Genomic DNA, 17,229 nt, shown 5'->3' on the forward strand with positions numbered 1-17,229 from the left:
GCGGCTCAGCCCTCGCCGACCCGCTCCCGCAGCGCCGCGCCCTTGGTCTCGGCGGCGACGCGCAGCTCGTCCTGGAAGGTCGCCATCCGCGCCCGCAGGGCGACGCCGCGGTCGTCGTCGCCCGCGGCGAGGACCCGCACGGCGAGCAGCCCGGCGTTGCGGGCCCCGCCGACCGACACCGTCGCGACCGGCACGCCGGCCGGCATCTGCACGATCGAGAGCAACGAGTCCATGCCGTCGAGGTGGGCCAGCGGCACCGGCACCCCGACGACGGGCAGCGGCGTCAGCGCCGCGAGCATCCCCGGCAGGTGCGCCGCTCCCCCGGCGCCCGCGACGACGACCCGCAGGCCCCGCTCCGCGGCGCCCCGGCCGTAGTCGACCATCCGCTCCGGCATCCGGTGGGCCGAGACGACGTCGACCGCGTGCGGGACGTCGAACTCCGAGAGCGCCTGCGAGACGGCGGACATGACGCGCCAGTCGGAGTCCGAGCCCATGACGACGCCGACGACCGGCGCACCGTCGCCCACGACGGCACCGAGCGGCGGCGCCTCGGACCGAGAAGAGCTGCTGGGCAGGCTCACTCGTCGATCTCCCCCGCGACGAAGGCGGCGGCGTGCCGGGCCCGGGCGCGCACGTCGTCGAGGTCCTCGCCCCACGCGGTGACGTGGCCGAGCTTGCGCCCCACCCGGACGCCCTTGCCGTACAGGTGCACCTTGACCTCCGGGTCGCGCGCCATGACGTGCAGGTAGGAGCCATACATCGCCGCCGGGTCCTCGGCCGCCCGGTCGGGGCGGGCCGAGCCGAGCACGTTGACCATGACGGTCCACGGCGCCCGCGCCCGCGGCGAGCCCAGCGGGAGGTCCAGGACGGCCCGCAGGTGCTGCTCGAACTGCGACGTCGCCGCGCCGTCCTGGGTCCAGTGCCCGGAGTTGTGCGGGCGCATCGCCAGCTCGTTGACGAGCACCCGGCCGTCGCGGGTCTCGAAGCACTCGACCGCCAGCACGCCGGTGGTCCCCAGCTCGCCGGCCACCCGCAGCGCCGCGTCGACCGCGCGGGCGGCGACGTCGTCGTCCAGGCCCGGGGCCGGGGCGGTGACCTCGTGGCAGACGCCGCCGCGCTGCACCGTCTCGACGACCGGCCAGGCCGCCACCTGCCCCGAGGGGCTGCGGGCGACGAGGACGGCGAGCTCGCGTCGGAAGTCCACGGCCTCCTCCACCAGCAGGGGCCCGTCGGTGGTCTCGAACCAGTCCTGGGCGCCGGCCGCCGCCGCAGCGTCGGCGAGCACGCGCACGCCCTTGCCGTCGTAGCCACCTCGGGGGGTCTTGAGGACGACCGGCCACCCGACGTCGTCGCCGAAAGCCACGAGGGCATCGGTGTCCGCCACGGCCGCCCACCGCGGGCACGGCACGCCGAGCTCGGTCAGCCGGGCGCGCATGACGAGCTTGTCCTGGGCGTGCACGAGAGCCTCGGGCCCCGGGCGCACGGCGACGCCGTCGGCCGCCAGCGCGCGGAGGTGCTCGGTGGGCACGTGCTCGTGGTCGAAGGTCAGCGCCGCCGCACCGGCCGCCACCGCGCGCAGCGCGTCGAGGTCGGTGTGCGCCCCCAGCCGGACGTCGGGCACGGCGAGCGCCGCGCTCTCCTCCAGCCCCGCGGCGAGCACCCGCAGCCCCACGCCCAGCTCGACCGCGGCCGGCTGGAGCATCCGCGCGAGCTGTCCCCCGCCGACGACCGCGACGACGGGGAAGCCCGGGCCGGCGCCGGTCCGCCCGCTCGCGCCGGTCGTCGGGTCGCCCGGCCCGTGGGTCGTGGGTGCGGTGACGGAGGTGCTCACGGGCGGGCAGGCTAGCGCCGCGGCGAGGTCCGCCGCGGCGCCCGGTTAGCCTGCGCCCGACGGCACCGGCACGGCGAGCGGCACCGGCACGGCGAGCGGCACCGACGAGGCGAGCGGCACCGGCCGGTCAGCGGCACGACGAGGAGGGGCATGGCACGGCGCACCTCCCCCCGGGCCACCGCGGTGCCCCGCCGGGGGCTGAGGCGCCGCCCGCGCGGGGTGTCCGAGGAGCTCGCCCGCTTCCTCGTCGTCGGCGGCGCCGGCTTCGTCGTCGACGTCGGGCTCTTCACCCTGCTGCGCACCGGGCTGCTCGACGACCGCCCGCTCACCGCCAAGGTCGTCTCCGCGGCGGTGGCGACCGCCGTCACCTGGCTCGGCAACCGGTGGTGGACGTGGGGGCACCGCTCGACCGGCTCGACCCGCCGCGAGCTCGTCCTCTTCGTCGTCATGAACGTCGTCGGCATGGGCATCGCCCTGGTGTGCCTGGGCGTCTCCCACTACGTCCTCGGGCTGCGCTCCGTCGTCGCCGACAACGTGGCGGCCAACGGCGTCGGGCTCGTGCTGGGCACGGCCTTCCGCTTCGTGGCCTACCGCACGGTCGTCTTCAGGGACGCCCCCCGCCGGCGCCTGCCGCCCGTGCTGCCCCGTGTCGACCCGCTCGACGTGCCCGCCTCCGACGCGCTGCTCGTGCCGGCCGAGGTCGCCGGGCGGACGACCTGGGCCGGCGGGCCCCCCGCAGCAGCGGACGGCGGAGCCGGGGAGGACGCAGCCGGGGGGGACGCAGCCGGGGAGGACGCGGCCAGGGACCGTGAGGCCGACGACGAGGCGCGCGACCACGAGGCCCTGCCCGGACGCAGCGGGTGAGCGAGCCCCCGGTCGGCACCGGCGCGCTCGTCGTCGTCCCCACCTACGACGAGGCCGGGAGCATCGGCGCGCTGCTCGACGGCGTCCTCGCGGCCGTCCCAGGTGCGCACGTCCTCGTCGTCGACGACGCGAGCCCCGACGGCACGGGCGACCTCGTCGCGGCACGGCCCGAGCCCGAGGTGCACCTGCTGCGCCGGGCCGGCAAGGACGGCCTCGGCGCCGCCTACCGCGCGGGCTTCGCGTGGGCGCTCGAGCGCGGCTACGACGTCGTCGTCGAGATGGACGCCGACCTCTCCCACCCGCCCGAGCGCCTGCCGGCGCTGCTGTCCGCGGTGGGCCCCGGGGGCGCCGACCTGGCGCTCGGCTCGCGGTACGTCGACGGCGGCGCGACGGTCGGCTGGCCCCTGCACCGGCAGCTGCTCTCCCGGGGCGGCAACGCCTACATCGGCGCAGCCCTGCGGCTCGGCGTGGACGACGCCACGGCCGGCTTCCGGGCCTTCCGCGCACCGCTGCTGGCGCAGATGGGCGCCACGTCGATGCGCTCCACCGGCTACTGCTTCCAGGTGGAGACCACCCTGCGCGCGGTCCGCGACGGCGCCCGCGTCGTCGAGGTCCCCATCACCTTCACCGAGCGCGCCAGCGGCAGCTCGAAGATGGGCGCCGGGATCGTCGCCGAGGCGGTGGCCCGCATCACCTGGTGGGGCGTGCTGGACCGGGTCCGCCGCCGCTCTCGTCGTCAGGCCGGGCCCGGCCGGGCGCGGAGTCGCTGACCGGCCCGGGTGCGCGCCCACCCGGCCGACGGGGGCGCCGGCAGGGGCCGTCACCGGGCGGGCGTGCGGTGCTCCTCGCGCAGGCCGTCGAGGCGGACCAGCCGGCCCTCGTCCACCACGGCCGCGGCGGCCTCGACGTCGCCCCGCTCCTGCCCCGCGCGGCGCAGCAGCCACGGGCGGACGGGGCCGAGACCTCGGAGCGAGCGCTCGCGCAGCGGCAGCACCTCCAGGTCGGCCCGGCGGTCCAGGAAGCCGGCGGTGGGGTCGTCGACGAGGACGGTGCCCGGGGAGGCGATGGCCGTCAGGCGCGAGGCCCGGTTCACGGGGGTGCCGAAGAGGTCGCCGAGCCGGGCGACCACCTGGCCCGTCGCCACACCCACCCGCACCGGCGGCAGCTTGCGGTCGGCGCTCAGCGCCTCGGCCAGCTCGAGGGCGAGACCGGCCGCCTGCTCCCCCGGCGGGCAGGAGAAGAGGACCTCGTCGCCGATCATCGTCACGACCCGTCCGCCGTGGCCGGCGACGACGTCGCTCGCCGTCTCCTCGAAGCGCTGGACGAGGCGGCCGAGGTCGGCCTCGGGCAGGCGCCGGCTCATCGAGGTGAACGAGACGATGTCGGCGAAGCCGACGCTGCGCACGACCGTCGACGCGGCGCTCGCGGCGAGGCCGTCGGCGGCCAGCTGGTCCAGCGCCGAGGCGAGGTGGCGGCGCCAGGTGTAGTCGACGAGCGGCTGCAGGTCCTCCACGAGCTTGACGACCATCGGCGGGACCTGCTCCGCCGAGCCGGTCTCCTCCAGCAGCAGCTGCACCTGCCAGGAGGCGAGCCGGTCCATCGTGCGGCCGATCGCCCGGGCCAGCTCCAGCGCCAGCCCCTCGCCGAGGCGCACGTCGTCGACGAGCCGCGTCACCTCGGTGAGCGCGGCGACGTCGCGCCCCGTGAAGGCGGGCACGGAGGACTCCACGTCGGGCAGCCCCAGCGCCCGCCACAGGGCCCGGGCGTCACGCAGCCGGACGCCGGCCGCCGTCGCCACCTCCCGGCGGGACAGCTCGGGCTCGCCGCCGAGGAGCTCGGCCTCGGCGGCCAGCGCGGCGCGCCCGAGGGCGTCGGCGCCCCGGGCCGGCGGGTCCTGCTGCGGGCTGGTCACGACGGGCCCGCGTGCGGGCGGACGTGCTCGACGTCGCCGGCGAGCAGCGTCCGGGTGCCGGAGGGGGTCCGGACGACGAGCGCGCCGTCGGCGGCGAGGGACTCCGCCCGCCCGGCGACCACCTCGCCGCCGGGCAGCAGCACCCGGACGTCCTGGCCGAGCGTGGCGCAGACCTCGCGGACGGGGTCGGTCAGCCCCGCCAGCGCGGCACCAGGGGGGGCGGGCCCGCCGGACGGGTCACCGGGCCCAGGCCCCGGAGGCAGCGCCCGCCAGTCCGCCCAGAGGTCGGCCAGGCGCCGCAGCAGCGCCCGCAGGAGGGTGTCGCGGTCGGTGGTCGCCGCGCCCGCCAGCCGCAGCGACGTCGCGCCGGGAGGCAGCTCCTCGACGGAGGCGTCGACGTTGAGGCCCACGCCCAGGACGACGGCGAGCCCGCCCGCCCCGGACCCGACCTCGGCCGCGCTGTCGTCCGGGACGGAGGGCGGCAGCACCTCGGCGAGCAGGCCGCAGACCTTGGCCGGCGGGGGCGCCGCGTGCACGCCAGCGCCTCCGGAGCCGGCCGGCGGGGGCGGCAGCAGGACGTCGTTGGGCCACTTGAGGACGGCCTGCACGCCGGCCCGCCGTCGCAGCACCTGCACGACCGCGAGCCCCGCGAGCAGCGGCAGCCAGGGCAGGTGCGGGGCCGAGCCGGCGGGGGTGCGCAGCAGCACCGAGAAGGTGAGCGCCGCGCGGGGCGCCGTCGCGAAGGCGCGGCCCCGGCGGCCCCGGCCGGCGTCCTGGTGCTCGGCGAGCAGGACGGACAGGTGCGGCCAGGCGGCCGGGTCCGCGGTGGCGCGCTCGGCGAGCGTCGTGCTCGTCGACCCCAGCCGCCGCTCGACCTCCAGGCGCGCGAGCGGGCCCGCGGGCGCCACGAGCCCGCCGCGCAGCGCCGCGGTCCGCAGCGGGGGACGGGCCAGGTCGGCCCACGGGCCGGGGGGCTCCGAGGGGGTCCGCGAGGCGCCCGCGGTCGGGGACGACGCGGGCAGGGAGGGCTGCGGAGGGGACGACGGGCGAGAGGCTGCGGCCGCCGTCCGGCTCGCCGGGCTCGTCACGTCCCCAGGGTAGGCGCACTACAGTCGCCGACCGTCGAGCGCAGGGCGGTCCGCCCCGCTCGGCGGACCCGCCCGCCGACGGTGCAGCGCCGCGCGCCAGCGCCGCCGGGGGCACCGCGTACCCGGGAGGCCGTCCGTGCAGCCAGCAGCAGCGTCCACCACGGCAGGGTCGCCGGGGCCGGGAGGGGCGCCGCACACGACCGCGGGCAAGCTCGCCGACCTGGAGGCGCGCCTGGAGGAGACCGTGCACGCCGGCTCGGCGCGGGCGGTCGAGCGCCAGCACGCGCGGGGGAAGATGACGGCGCGCGAGCGGCTCGACGCGCTGCTGGACGAGGGGTCCTTCACCGAGCTCGACGCCCTCGCCCGGCACCGCTCGACGCAGTTCGGCCAGGAGCGCAGCCGCCCCCCCGGCGACGGCGTCGTCACCGGGTACGGGACGGTCGACGGCCGGCCGGTCGCCGTCTTCAGCCAGGACGTCACCGTCTTCGGCGGCTCCCTCGGCGAGGTCTACGGCGAGAAGATCGTCAAGGTCCTCGACCTGGCGCTCAAGACCGGCTGCCCCGTCGTCGGCCTCGTCGAGGGTGGCGGCGCACGCATCCAGGAGGGCGTCGCCTCCCTCGGGCTGTACGGGGAGATCTTCCGCCGCAACACCATGCTGTCGGGTGTCGTCCCGCAGGTCTCGGTCGTCCTCGGCGCCTCCGCGGGCGGGCACGTGTACTCCCCCGCGCTCACCGACGTCGTCGTCATGGTCGACGGCACGTCGCAGATGTTCATCACCGGGCCAGACGTCATCCGCACCGTCACGGGCGAGGACGTGACGATGGAGGACCTCGGGGGGGCCCGCACGCACAACACCCGCTCGGGCAGCGCCCACCACCTCGCGGCGGACGAGCACGCGGCCATCGCCTACGTCAAGGACCTGCTGGCGCACCTGCCGAGCAACAACCTGGCCGAGGCGCCCGTCGTGCCGCCCGAGGAGCCGCGCGGGCTGGAGACCACGACGGAGGACCTCGAGCTCGACACGCTCGTGCCCGACACCGCCTCGGCGCCGTACGACATGCACCGGGTGGTGGAGCACCTGCTCGACGACGGGGACTTCCTCGAGGTCTCCGAGCTGTTCGCGCCGAACGTGATCTGCGGCTACGGGCGGGTCGAGGGCCGCTCGGTCGGCGTCGTCGCCAACCAGCCGATGCAGCTGGCGGGGTGCCTGGACATCGACGCCAGCGAGAAGGCCGCCCGCTTCGTGCGCACGTGCGACGCGTTCAACGTGCCGGTCCTCACCCTCGTCGACGTGCCCGGCTTCCTGCCCGGCACCGACCAGGAGTACAACGGCATCATCCGGCGCGGAGCCAAGCTGATCTCCGCCTACGCCGAGGCCACGGTGCCGCTCGTGACGGTCATCACGCGCAAGGCCTACGGCGGCGCCTACATCGTCATGGCCTCCAAGCACCTCGGGGCCGACGTCAACCTGGCGTGGCCGACGGCGCAGATCGCCGTCATGGGCGCCCAGGGCGCGGCGAACATCCTCCACCGCGGACGGCTGAAGGCCGCCGCCGAGGCGGGCGAGGACGTCGAGGCGCTGCGCGCCGACCTGGTCACCGAGTACGAGGACACCCTCGCCAACCCCTACGCCGCGGCCGAGCGGGGCTACGTCGACGCCGTCGTCGCGCCCTCGCGCACGCGCGCCGAGGTGGTCAAGGCGCTGCGGGCGCTGCGGGGCAAGCGGGAGCAGCTGCCGGCGAAGAAGCACGGGAACATCCCGCTGTGACGGCGAGGGGGGACGCCGGCGCGACCAGGGAGGCGGGCGAGGCCCGGCGGCCGGTGCTGCGCGTGGTGCGCGGCCGCGCGGACGCCGTCGACGTCGCCGCCCTCACCGCGGTGCTCACCGCGCGGCTGCAGGCGCCCGGGCCCACGCGAGCGCCTGCGCCGGTGGCGGTCTGGGACTCACCGGCGCACCGGCTGGGGGTCACCGCCCCCGGGCCGGACGCCTGGCGCACGAGCGGGTGGGGACGGCGGTGACGGTGGCCCGTCGCCTCGCCCGGCCGGGCCCGGCCAGCCGAAGGTCGTCGGTCGTCGCGTCGCTCGTCGCGGTGCTCGCGCTGGCCCTCGCCCCGCTGCTCGCCCTCGCCCCGACGGCGTCGGCGCAGGAACCCTTCCGGCTGGCCGAGCAGGTCACCGACCAGGTCGGCGCGCTGGAGGGGTCCCAGGCGCAGGTCGAGGCCGCCGTCGCGGACCTGCGGGAGGAGACCGGCATCCAGCTGTTCGTAGTCTTCGTCGACTCCTTCGACGGGCTCGGCGGGCAGGAGTGGGCCCAGGAGACCGGGACGCTCTCCCAGCTCGGGGACGGGGACGGCGTCCTGGCCGTCGCGGTCGGCGACCGCGCGTACGGCAGCCAGGTCGACGCGGACGTCGACGTCCTCGCCGCGAACGCCGACGCCGAGACCTTCCTGGCCGACGACGACTGGGCCGGCGCCGTCGAGGCCTTCACCGCGACCCTCACGAGCACGGCCGGGACGTCGGGCGCCGGCTCCGGCGACGACGCCGGGAGCGGCTCGGGCACGGGCACGGGCACGGGGACGGGGACGGGGACGACGGCGGGGAGCGCCTCCTCCGGCGTGTCGGCGCTCTCGGTGCTCGTGCTGCTGCTGGTGCTCGGCACGGGCGTCGCCGTCGTCGTCGCGCTCGTGCGGGGGCGCAGGCAGCGGCGGGCCGACCGCCGCGCCGCGCAGGGCGAGCCGCCCGAGCCCCTCGAGTCGCTGGAGCAGCGGGCGGGCTCGGCGCTGGTGGCGGTCGACGACGCCGTGAGCGCCTCGGCCACCGAGGTCGAGTTCGCCCGCGCGGAGTTCGGCGACGAGGCCGTCCTCCCCTTCGAGCGGGTGCTCGCCGCCGCGCGGGCCGACCTGGCCGCCGCCTTCGCCGCCCGGCGCCGCGCCGACGGCGAGGACGAGGACGGGGACCGGGCGGGCAGCCCGCCGGACGAGTCGACGCGGCGCGCGGCGCTGGAGGAGGTCGTGGGGCGCTGCGAGCGGGCCGACGCCGCCCTCGACGAGCAGTCGGACGCCTTCGACGAGCTGCGCCAGCTCGGCCACCGGGCCGGGGAGGTGCTGGACGCCCGCGAGCGCGACCTGGCAGCCCTGCGCGGGCGCGTGGACGAGGAGCGAGCACGGCTCGCGCGGCTGCAGGAGCGGTACGTCGCGTCGGCGCTCGCCGCCGTGGCGGGTGCGCCGCAGGACGCCGAGGCCTCGCTGGACCTCGTGGCGGAGGAGGTCGCGGAGGGCCGCGCCGCCGTCTCCGCCGGCGACACGGGCCGGGCGGCGCTCGCCGCCCGGGGTGCGGACCAGGCCGTCGGGCGGGCCCGGCAGCTGCTGGACGCGGTCGGCCGGCTCGGCCAGGACCTCGCCGAGGCCGAGGGCCACCTCGGCGACGCCCGGGCCGAGACCGAGCAGGACCTCGCCGAGGCGCAGGCGCTGCTGGAGGCCACCCGCGACGGCGGCTCGGGCGGTGGTGACGACGCGCGCCGCGCGGCCCGCGACCTGGGGCCGCTGCTGGCCCGCGCCCGCGCGGCCGTCGAGGACGCCGAGGCGGCGCAGCGGCCCGGCCGCCGTGACCCGGTGACGGCGCTGCGGCGCCTGGAGGAGGCGGGCCGGGCGCTGGACGACGCGCTGGCCGACGTCCGGGAGTCCCGCCGGCGCGTGCAGCGCGCGCAGGAGTCCCTCGGCCACACGCTCGTCGCCGCGCGCTCGGAGGTGGCCGGCGCCCGGTCCGTCGTCGACGCCCGGCGCGGCGCCGTCGGCCAGCGGGCCCGACAGCTGCTGGCCGAGGCCGAGCGCGCGCTCGCCCGCGCCGAGCAGCGGCGCGAGAGCGACCCGGTCGAGGCGCTGGGGCAGGCCCGGCGCGCGGCCGAGCTCGCGGAGCAGGCCCGCCGCCAGGCCGAGGCGGACCTCGACCGCCACGACCCCTGGGGCGGCGGCCTCGGCGGCGGCGGTCGCCGTGGCGCCTCGATGGAGGCCGCGGTCCTCGGCGGCATCCTCGGCGCCGTCCTCACCGGCGGCGGTGGGCGCCGCTCCGGTGGCGGCTTCGGCGGCGGACGAGGAGGCCTCGGCGGCGGCGGAGGGGGCTTCGGAGGGCTCGGCGGTGGGGGCGGCTTCGGCGGGGGCGGCGGCTTCGGCGGGTCGGGCGGCGGCGGCCGCTTCTGATCCCTCGTGCCGCCCCCGGGCCCCACCCCTTCGCGAGTGACCTGGACGCGCGGGCCCTCGACGTCCCCGCGGCCGGTCGCCGTCGCTCGCGCACCCGGCCGTCCGTGGCAGGCTCGCGGGCACGAGGGCACGCCTGCCGCGAGCGGGCCCGGACGGCGAGGAGTGGGCGAGATGGTGCAGCAGTCGTTGCTCGGACGGGTCGGGCAGCTGGTCCGCGCGAACCTCAACGCGCTGCTGGACCAGGCCGAGGACCCCGAGAAGATGCTCGACCAGATGGTGCGCGACTACACCGACAGCATCCGTGAGGCCGAGGACGCCGTCGCGCAGACCATCGGCAACCTGAGGCTGCTGGAGGCCGACGCCGAGGAGGCGCGCCAGAACGCGTCGCAGTGGGGCGGCAAGGCGCTGGCCGCGAGCCGGCGCGCCGACGACCTGCGCGGGCAGGGCAGCACCGCCGAGGCGGACCGCTTCGACAACCTCGCCAAGGTCGCCCTGCAGCGCCAGATGTCGGCCGAGTCCGAGCTGCGGGGCTTCGAGCCGCAGATCGCCGCGCAGACCGAGGTCGTCGCCAAGCTCAAGAAGGGCCTGGAGGGCATGCGGGGCAAGCTCTCCGAGCTGCGCGCCAAGCGAGACGAGCTCGCCTCGCGCGCCAAGGTCGCCGAGGCGCAGAACCGCATACACGACGCCGTGCGCGGCATCGACCTCATGGACCCGACGAGCGAGGTCTCCCGCTTCGAGGAGAAGGTCCGCCGGGAGGAGGCCCGTGCCGCCGGGCGGGCCGAGCTCGCGGCGTCCTCGATCGACGCGCAGTTCGAGGAGCTGGAGGCCGACTCCGACGCCCTGGAGGTCGAGGCCCGCCTGGCCGCCTTGAAGTCCGGCGGCGCCTGAGCGACGACGGCGGTCCGGTGCCCCGTGGCACCGGACCGCGGGCCGTCACGCCTCTCGCCGGGGGTGACGTCGGCCGCGCCGGTCGTCCTCAGACGGCCACGGCCCGCCCAGAGCTCGCCGCGACGGGCGCTCGGCCCTGCAGGTACCAGACCCCTGCCTTGAGGACGGCGAAGTCGGCCCGCCCGTCACCGGTGTAGTCGGCGGGCACGGGCTGGGCACCGGACATCCCGTAGCCCACGGCGGCTCGACCGCGCACCGACCACGTCCGTGGACCCGGCCGGAACACCGCCACGTCCGCCCGCCCGTCTCCGTCGTAGTCCGCCGGCACCGGGACGTCACCGCGTTGCCCGTGCCGCACCGTCGGGCGGCCCCGCACGAGCCACTCCCCCGTCGACGGCCGGAACATCGCCACGTCCGCCCGCCCGTCGCCGTCGTAGTCCGCCTGCACCGGGACGTCACCCCGCGCGCCGTACCGCACCGTCGGGCGGCCCCGCACGAGCCACTCCCCCGTCGACGGCCGGAAGACCGCCATGTCGGCCCGGCCGTCGCCGGTGTAGTCGGCCACCACCGGCACGTCACCCCGCGCGCCGTGCCGCACCGGCGGGCGACCCTTGACGTACCAGTCACCCGTCGACGGCCGGTACACCGCGACATCGGCCCGCCCGTCCCCGTCGTAGTCGGCCGCGACGGGGACGTCGCCGGCGACGCCGTGCCGGACGACACGCCCGGGCAAGTCCCAGCGCCCGCCCTCGTAGCCGGCCGGGTCGGCGACGCCGTCGCCCGTCCAGTCCGACAGACGCCCGAAGGCCTCGGAGCCGCGCACCGTCCACGTCGTGGTCCCGACGGCGCTCCAGGTGCCTGCGGGGTCCCTGAGCTGCACGGCAGCGGTGTGTCGGCCCTGCGTGAGCCGGGGGCTCTGCCACGGCGAGCGGCACGCCGTCCACGCGCCCGCGTCGACCCGGCAGCGGGCGGTCAACGCCGGGGCGGCGTCGTCGGGGTCGGACTGGGTCCACCGGACCTGCGTGCGCGGGCCCGTCACCGGGGCGACGACCGACACCGCCGGCGTGGCTGGCGGCGCAGAGCCGACCTGGTCCCAGGCGAGCTGGGCGAGGCGCGGCCCTGGCAGCAGGCGGGTGCTGCCCGTGCGCACGTCGACGACCGCGACGCCGTGGTCGCGCTCCGCCACCTGCTCGCTGCGGGCGACGAGCAGGTGCTGCCCGTCCGGGGAGTACCTCACGTCGCGGTGGAACCTCAAGCGACCGTCGACGGAGGTCACCGTCCGTGCCGGCGCGCCTGCCCGCTGCTCGAGGACGGTCCACCTGTCCGGGTCCTGACGGACGAAGGCGACGGCCCCGTCCCGTGAGACCGCGGCGTACTCCACGCCCTCGGTACCGGGCACGGGAGTGCGGACACCTGTCGCGATGTCGAGCCACAGCAGTCGGACGCTGCCGGCCGACGGGAGGCTGCCCGCGACGAGCACCCGTGCTCCGTCGGGCGACCACCCCTGCACGACGTCTCCGTACGCGTCGACGACCCGCCGGACGCCGCTGGCGACGTCGACGAGCACGACGCCGCCCGGCCCCGAGGTCGTGAGCGCCACCTGGCGCCCGTCCGGGCTGAAGCGCGGTCGCCGGACGTTCTCGTACTCGGTGAAGGCGACCTCGCGGACCAGGGTGCCGTCACGTCGCTCCAGGCGGAGCGTCGAGGAGCCCGCCGCGACGAGCGCCCGCGTCCGTCGGTCGGAGGAGACGTCGACGCCCGAGACGTCCTCGCGCAGGACCGCTGCGCCGGCGTCGCCGTCGCTCGAGGAGCTCAGCCGTCCGTCGGCGGCCAGGTAGGCCGTCGTCGCCGCCCGGGCGCTGACCGGCTCGGACACCAGCCGCCCCAGCGCTCCTGTCGCCTGGTCGCGTGTGCTGAGCACGGAGCGCAGCGTGACCTCCTCGCCGGGCGCCAGCCCCTCGACCGTGCGGTTGAAGGGGTCCGGCCCCTCGGCGAGCGGCGCCCACCCTCGCGGTCCCAGCCGCTCGACGACCACGCCCAGGTCCTCCGCCGCCCCGCTCTCGCACCCGTGGAGCCACACCCCGACCGCAGCAGTCCCGCGACCCGAGACCTGCGTGGTGCAGGCGGCGGCAGGCCACACCGGGCGGTAGGTGAGAACCCCTCGCGTCCCCACGCCCCCCGGGCTGTCGACCGGCACCACGACCCCGTTGTCGGGACCGATCAGACCCGCGTCGTAGCCCCGCACCTCGCGCTCGATGCGGCAGCTCTCGCCCGGTGCGAGGACCTCCGGGCAGTTGCTGCCGGCCGGGGCCACCAGCGCAGCCGGCGCCGTCCCCGTGCTGCGCACGTCACCGACCACGACCTCGGTGACCTCGTTGGGGACACGGGTCACGTACGGCTGGGAGACCTCGAGCCGCGCGTAGGGCACCGCCGAGGAGATCCGCACGACGGCGGCTCGGTCCTCGCCCGCCGACCCGCAGCGCCAGGTGAGGTCGACGGCGAGGACGTCCGGGATGCCGTCCTGGCCGGCCGAGAGCTCGTGGACGACGACCTGCCCCTGCACCGGCGTCCCGGACGAGCAGCTGCCGAAGCGGACCTGCCCGGCGTCCGGGTCCTGCTGGACGAGGTCGAAGGTGCCCGTGCCGGGCAGGTCACCGAGGACGAGCTGCCGCATGTCGTCGAGCACGCCCGCCGGGCGGTAGTCGAGCAGCCCGGGCAGCACCCGGCGCACCTCGACCTCCCGGCCGACGGCGTCGTGGTCCCGGGCCCAGCCCTGGCTCCAGCCGACGAGCAGCACGTCCTGCGGCGTCGCCGTCGCCGTCGCCGTCGCCGTCGCCGTCTGGCTCGCCGCGGCGGGGCTCGCCGTGGTGGGGCTCGCCGTGGCGGCCGGCGCACCGAGCACGAGGGCCGGGAGGAGCCCCGCCAGGACAGCGGCGGGTCGGGCGCTGCGGCGCAGCAGGGGCATGGCGGACCTCCGGGACGGCGGGCGCGTCGGTCGTCCTGCGACCGGCAAGGGAGTGTCGCCCGTCCCAGGCCTGCGTCGCAGGCAGACGAGGGCACATCCACCGTCCGGGTGCCTCGAGGTCGAGACGGCGTCGGCCCGCCGGGACGGCGGCAGCGCCACCCAGGGCCTGGCCAGGCGTCGCGCGTGGCCCGGCCTGCCACGCCTACTGTGCTCGCGATGCCCGACCAGACGACACCCCGGCCCACCCGTCCCTCCTCGGCGGTCGACGCCCTCGCCGACGCCCACGTCGAGGCCTACGCCGCGCTGGACCCGGTCGACGCGACGGCGATGGGCCTGCCCGGCCACGACGCGCAGATGACCGACTACTCCCCCGACGGCGAGGCGGCCCGCGTCGACCTCGCGCGGGCCACGCTCGCCCAGCTCGACGCGCTCGGGCCCGCGGCGGTGACCGACGACGTCGACGTCGTCACGGTCGCGGCGATGCGCGAGCGCCTCGGCCTGGAGGTCGAGCTGGCCGACGCCGGCATCGGCGCCGGCGAGATCAACGTCCTCGCCTCGCCCCTGCAGGGCGTGCGCGAGGTCTTCGACCTCATGCCGGTCACCACGGCGCAGGACTGGTCGGTCGTCGCGGACCGGCTGGCGCTCGTCCCCTCGGCGCTCGCCGGGTACTCGGCGGCGCTGCTCGCCGCCTGCGCGGACGGGCGCCCGCCGGCGGCGCGCCAGGTGCGCGCCGGGGTCGAGCAGGCCGAGGAGTTCGCGGCCGCCGGCGGCTTCTTCGCCGACCTCGCGGGCGGTGCACGCCCGGACGGCGGCGCGCCGTCGCCGGCGCTGGCGTCGGACCTGGCGCGCGGCGCGCAGGCGGCGGCGGGTGCCTACGCCGACCTGGCGCGGGTCCTGCGCGAGGAGGTCTCGCCGCGGGCGCGCGAGGAGGACGCCTGCGGCCGCGAGGAGTACGCCCTGCGCAGCCGCTCCTTCGTCGGCGCCGCCGTCGACCTCCAGGAGACCTACGCGTGGGGCCTGGAGGAGGTGGCGCGGATCGAGGCCGAGATGGCCGACGTCGCGCAGCAGGTCCGTCCCGGCGCGACGCCGGAGGAGGCCATCGCGCTGCTCGACGCCGACCCGGCGCGCCAGCTGGCCGACTCGGACGCCTTCCGCACGTGGATGCAGGACCTCTCGGACCGCGCCGTCGAGGAGATGGGCCGCGAGCACTTCGACATCCCCGCGCCGCTGCGGACGCTGGAGTGCCGCATCGCGCCCAGCTCCTCGGGCGCCATCTACTACACCGGCCCGAGCGAGGACCTCACGCGCCCGGGGCGCATGTGGTTCTCCGTGCCGACGGGGCAGACCTCCTTCACGACCTGGCTGGACACGACGACGGTCTTCCACGAGGGCGTCCCGGGCCACCACCTGCAGATCGGGCACGCGCTGCTGCGCACCGACGTCCTCAACCGGTGGCGCCGGACGATGGCGTGGTCCAGCGGCTACGGGGAGGGCTGGGCGCTCTACGCCGAGCGGCTCATGGCCGAGCTCGGGCACCTCGACGACCCCGGGGATCGGATGGGGATGCTCGTCGGCTCGGTGCTGCGGGCCTCGCGCGTCGTCGTCGACATCGGGCTGCACTGCGGCTTCCGGGCGCCGGAGGAGGTCGGCGGCGGCACGTGGGACGCCGACGCGATGTGGCGCTACCTCACCCTCCACGCCCGGCAGGAGGAGCCGACCCGCCGCTTCGAGCACCTGCGCTACCTGGGCTGGCCGGGGCAGGCGCCTTCGTACAAGGTCGGCGAGCGGCTCTGGCTGCAGATGCGCGACGAGGCCCGCGCCCGCGAGGGCGAGGCCTTCTCGCTGAAGGACTTCCACCGTCGTGCGCTCGACCTCGGCGCCGTCGGCCTCGACGTCCTGCGCGACGCGCTCGCCGCACCCGACCGCGGCTGACGCTGCCCGTCAGGGCGACGAGCCGGATTCCCGACCGCAGCGGTCGGGATTGCCGGGAATGCCGCGGTCGACCAGGCTCGTTGCGAGGCGCCGTGACACTCCTCCGCCGCGCCGCGCGCGTGCCCTTCGGCGCCCAGATCCTCCTCGGCCTCGTCCTCGGGGTCGCCCTCGGCGTCCTCGCCCGCTCCCTCGGCGGGACGCCCGAGGACCCGAACGGCCTCACGACCGTCCTCGACACGATCGGCAGCACCTTCGTGCAGCTGCTGCGCGTGGTCGTCCCGCCGCTCGTCGTGACGGCGATCATCGTCTCCGTCGCCAACCTCCGAGAGGTGACGAACGCGGCCCGCCTCGCCGGGCAGACCCTGCTGTGGTTCGCCATCACCTCCCTCGTCGCCGTGTCGATCGGCATCGGCCTGGGGCTGCTGACGAACCCCGGCGCCAACGCCAGCATCAGCACGGAGGACGCCCAGGCCTCCAGCACCCAGGGCGGGTGGACGGACTTCCTCGACCAGCTCGTGCCCGGCAACGTCCTCGCCCTCGGCGCGAGCACCGACGTCACGGTCGACGGCGGCAGCGCCACCGCCTCGACGTCGCTGTCCTTCTCCGTCCTGTCCCTCGTCGTCCTCGCCCTGGTCGTCGGCCTGGCCGCGCTCCGGACCGGCGAGAAGGCCGAGCCCTTCCTGGGCGTCGTGCGCTCCGCGCTCGCCGTCACCCAGACCGCCCTGTGGTGGGTCATCCGCCTGACGCCCCTGGGCACGCTGGGGCTGCTCGGCAACGCCGTCGCGAGCTACGGCTGGGACCTCGTGGCGCCGCTGGCCGTCTTCACCGCCGACGTCTACGTCGGGTCGCTGCTGGTCATGCTCGGGGTGTACCCGCTGCTGGCGCGCCTGCACGGGCTGTCGGCGCGCAAGTACCTCTCGGGGGTGTGGCCAGCCATCACGCTGGCCTTCGTCTCGCGCAGCTCGGTCGGCACGCTGCCGGTGACCCAGCGCGTCGCCGAGCGCAACCTCGGCGTCCCGAGCTCCTACGCCTCGTTCGCCGTGCCGCTCGCGGCGACGACGAAGATGGACTCCTGCGCGGCGGTCTACCCGGCGCTGGCGGCCATCACCGTCGCCCAGCTCTTCGGCGTCCAGCTGGGCGTCACCGACTACCTGCTCATCGCCTTCGTCTCCGTCGTCGGCTCGGCGGCGACGGCGGGCCTCACCGGCGCCGTCGTCATGCTGACCCTCACGCTGTCCACGCTCGGGCTGCCCCTGGAGGGCGTGGGCCTGCTGCTCGCGATCGACCCGGTCCTCGACATGATCCGCACGGCGACCAACGTGGCGGGCCAGGCGCTCGTGCCCGCCGTCGTCGCCAAGCGCGAGGGCATCCTCGACGTCGAGGCCTACCACGCGCCTCGCGGCCGCGACCCGCTCGCGCCCCGAGAGGACCAGCGCGAGGACGCGGGCGTGCGCACCGGCGAGGCCGAGACGGCACGCGGCAGCAGCGACGACGCCACCCGCACCAGCGCCTTCGCCTGAGGACCTCCGCCCGGGGGGCGAGACGCGCGGCGG

13 protein-coding genes are annotated in these 17,229 nt (G+C 77.2%); 8 read left to right on the top strand and 5 right to left on the bottom strand.

Translation table 11 applies throughout. From position 1 onward, the window contains the following. Nucleotides 1-5 precede the first annotated feature (5 nt). Both purE and WDV86_RS03140 read right to left on the bottom strand, forming a co-directional pair. Nucleotides 6-494 (bottom strand): 5-(carboxyamino)imidazole ribonucleotide mutase, encoded by a 489-nt coding sequence (gene purE, locus WDV86_RS03135; RefSeq protein ID WP_445262921.1) that lies wholly within the window; start codon nucleotides 492-494, stop codon nucleotides 6-8. A gap of 83 nt (nucleotides 495-577) precedes the next feature. After that, entirely contained in the window at nucleotides 578-1,831 is a 1,254-nt protein-coding gene (locus WDV86_RS03140; protein WP_339566136.1) for a 5-(carboxyamino)imidazole ribonucleotide synthase, read from the bottom strand. A gap of 150 nt (nucleotides 1,832-1,981) precedes the next feature. Here WDV86_RS03140 and WDV86_RS03145 point away from each other — a divergent pair, with 150 nt between their 5' ends. After that, nucleotides 1,982-2,695 (top strand): GtrA family protein, encoded by a 714-nt coding sequence (locus WDV86_RS03145; protein WP_339566137.1) that lies wholly within the window; start codon nucleotides 1,982-1,984, stop codon nucleotides 2,693-2,695. After that, nucleotides 2,692-3,465, top strand: a complete 774-nt coding sequence (locus tag WDV86_RS03150) for a polyprenol monophosphomannose synthase (RefSeq protein WP_339566138.1) — start codon at nucleotides 2,692-2,694, stop codon at nucleotides 3,463-3,465. The genes WDV86_RS03145 and WDV86_RS03150 overlap by 4 nt, the downstream gene beginning before the upstream one ends. A 50-nt stretch (nucleotides 3,466-3,515) precedes the next feature. Here WDV86_RS03150 and WDV86_RS03155 read toward each other — a convergent pair whose 3' ends face one another. Beyond that, nucleotides 3,516-4,607, bottom strand: coding sequence for an adenylate/guanylate cyclase domain-containing protein (locus WDV86_RS03155; RefSeq protein WP_339566139.1), 1,092 nt, complete (start codon nucleotides 4,605-4,607; stop codon nucleotides 3,516-3,518). Beyond that, nucleotides 4,604-5,695 (bottom strand): biotin--[acetyl-CoA-carboxylase] ligase, encoded by a 1,092-nt coding sequence (locus WDV86_RS03160; protein WP_339566140.1) that lies wholly within the window; start codon nucleotides 5,693-5,695, stop codon nucleotides 4,604-4,606. Before WDV86_RS03160 ends, WDV86_RS03155 begins: the two co-directional genes overlap by 4 nt. A gap of 136 nt (nucleotides 5,696-5,831) precedes the next feature. Here WDV86_RS03160 and WDV86_RS03165 point away from each other — a divergent pair, with 136 nt between their 5' ends. From WDV86_RS03165 to WDV86_RS03180, 4 genes are all read left to right on the top strand, one after another. Continuing rightward, nucleotides 5,832-7,463: an acyl-CoA carboxylase subunit beta gene (locus tag WDV86_RS03165; protein ID WP_339566141.1), complete on the top strand. Its 1,632-nt coding sequence runs from the start codon at nucleotides 5,832-5,834 to the stop codon at nucleotides 7,461-7,463. Next, complete coding sequence (locus tag WDV86_RS03170) at nucleotides 7,460-7,714, top strand: acyl-CoA carboxylase subunit epsilon (RefSeq protein ID WP_339566142.1); 255 nt, start codon at nucleotides 7,460-7,462, stop codon at nucleotides 7,712-7,714. Before WDV86_RS03165 ends, WDV86_RS03170 begins: the two co-directional genes overlap by 4 nt. After that, nucleotides 7,711-9,891: a TPM domain-containing protein gene (locus WDV86_RS03175; protein ID WP_339566143.1), complete on the top strand. Its 2,181-nt coding sequence runs from the start codon at nucleotides 7,711-7,713 to the stop codon at nucleotides 9,889-9,891. Before WDV86_RS03170 ends, WDV86_RS03175 begins: the two co-directional genes overlap by 4 nt. A gap of 171 nt (nucleotides 9,892-10,062) precedes the next feature. Then, nucleotides 10,063-10,779, top strand: a complete 717-nt coding sequence (locus WDV86_RS03180; RefSeq protein ID WP_339566144.1) for a PspA/IM30 family protein — start codon at nucleotides 10,063-10,065, stop codon at nucleotides 10,777-10,779. An 88-nt stretch (nucleotides 10,780-10,867) separates the two neighbouring features. On the opposite strand, the gene WDV86_RS03185 is transcribed toward WDV86_RS03180, so the two are convergent. After that, complete coding sequence (locus WDV86_RS03185; protein ID WP_339566145.1) at nucleotides 10,868-13,744, bottom strand: hypothetical protein; 2,877 nt, start codon at nucleotides 13,742-13,744, stop codon at nucleotides 10,868-10,870. Between the two features lie 216 nt (nucleotides 13,745-13,960). Here WDV86_RS03185 and WDV86_RS03190 point away from each other — a divergent pair, with 216 nt between their 5' ends. Both WDV86_RS03190 and WDV86_RS03195 read left to right on the top strand, forming a co-directional pair. Further along, entirely contained in the window at nucleotides 13,961-15,676 is a 1,716-nt protein-coding gene (locus WDV86_RS03190; RefSeq protein WP_339566146.1) for a DUF885 domain-containing protein, read from the top strand. A gap of 92 nt (nucleotides 15,677-15,768) precedes the next feature. Continuing rightward, a complete protein-coding gene (locus WDV86_RS03195; RefSeq protein WP_339566147.1) occupies nucleotides 15,769-17,196 on the top strand; it encodes a dicarboxylate/amino acid:cation symporter in 1,428 nt (475 codons plus the stop codon). The last annotated feature ends 33 nt before the right edge of the window (nucleotides 17,197-17,229 follow it).

Source organism: Pseudokineococcus sp. 1T1Z-3, from assembly GCF_037482365.1.
In the GTDB taxonomy this organism is placed as follows: Bacteria; Actinomycetota; Actinomycetes; order Actinomycetales; family Quadrisphaeraceae; genus Pseudokineococcus.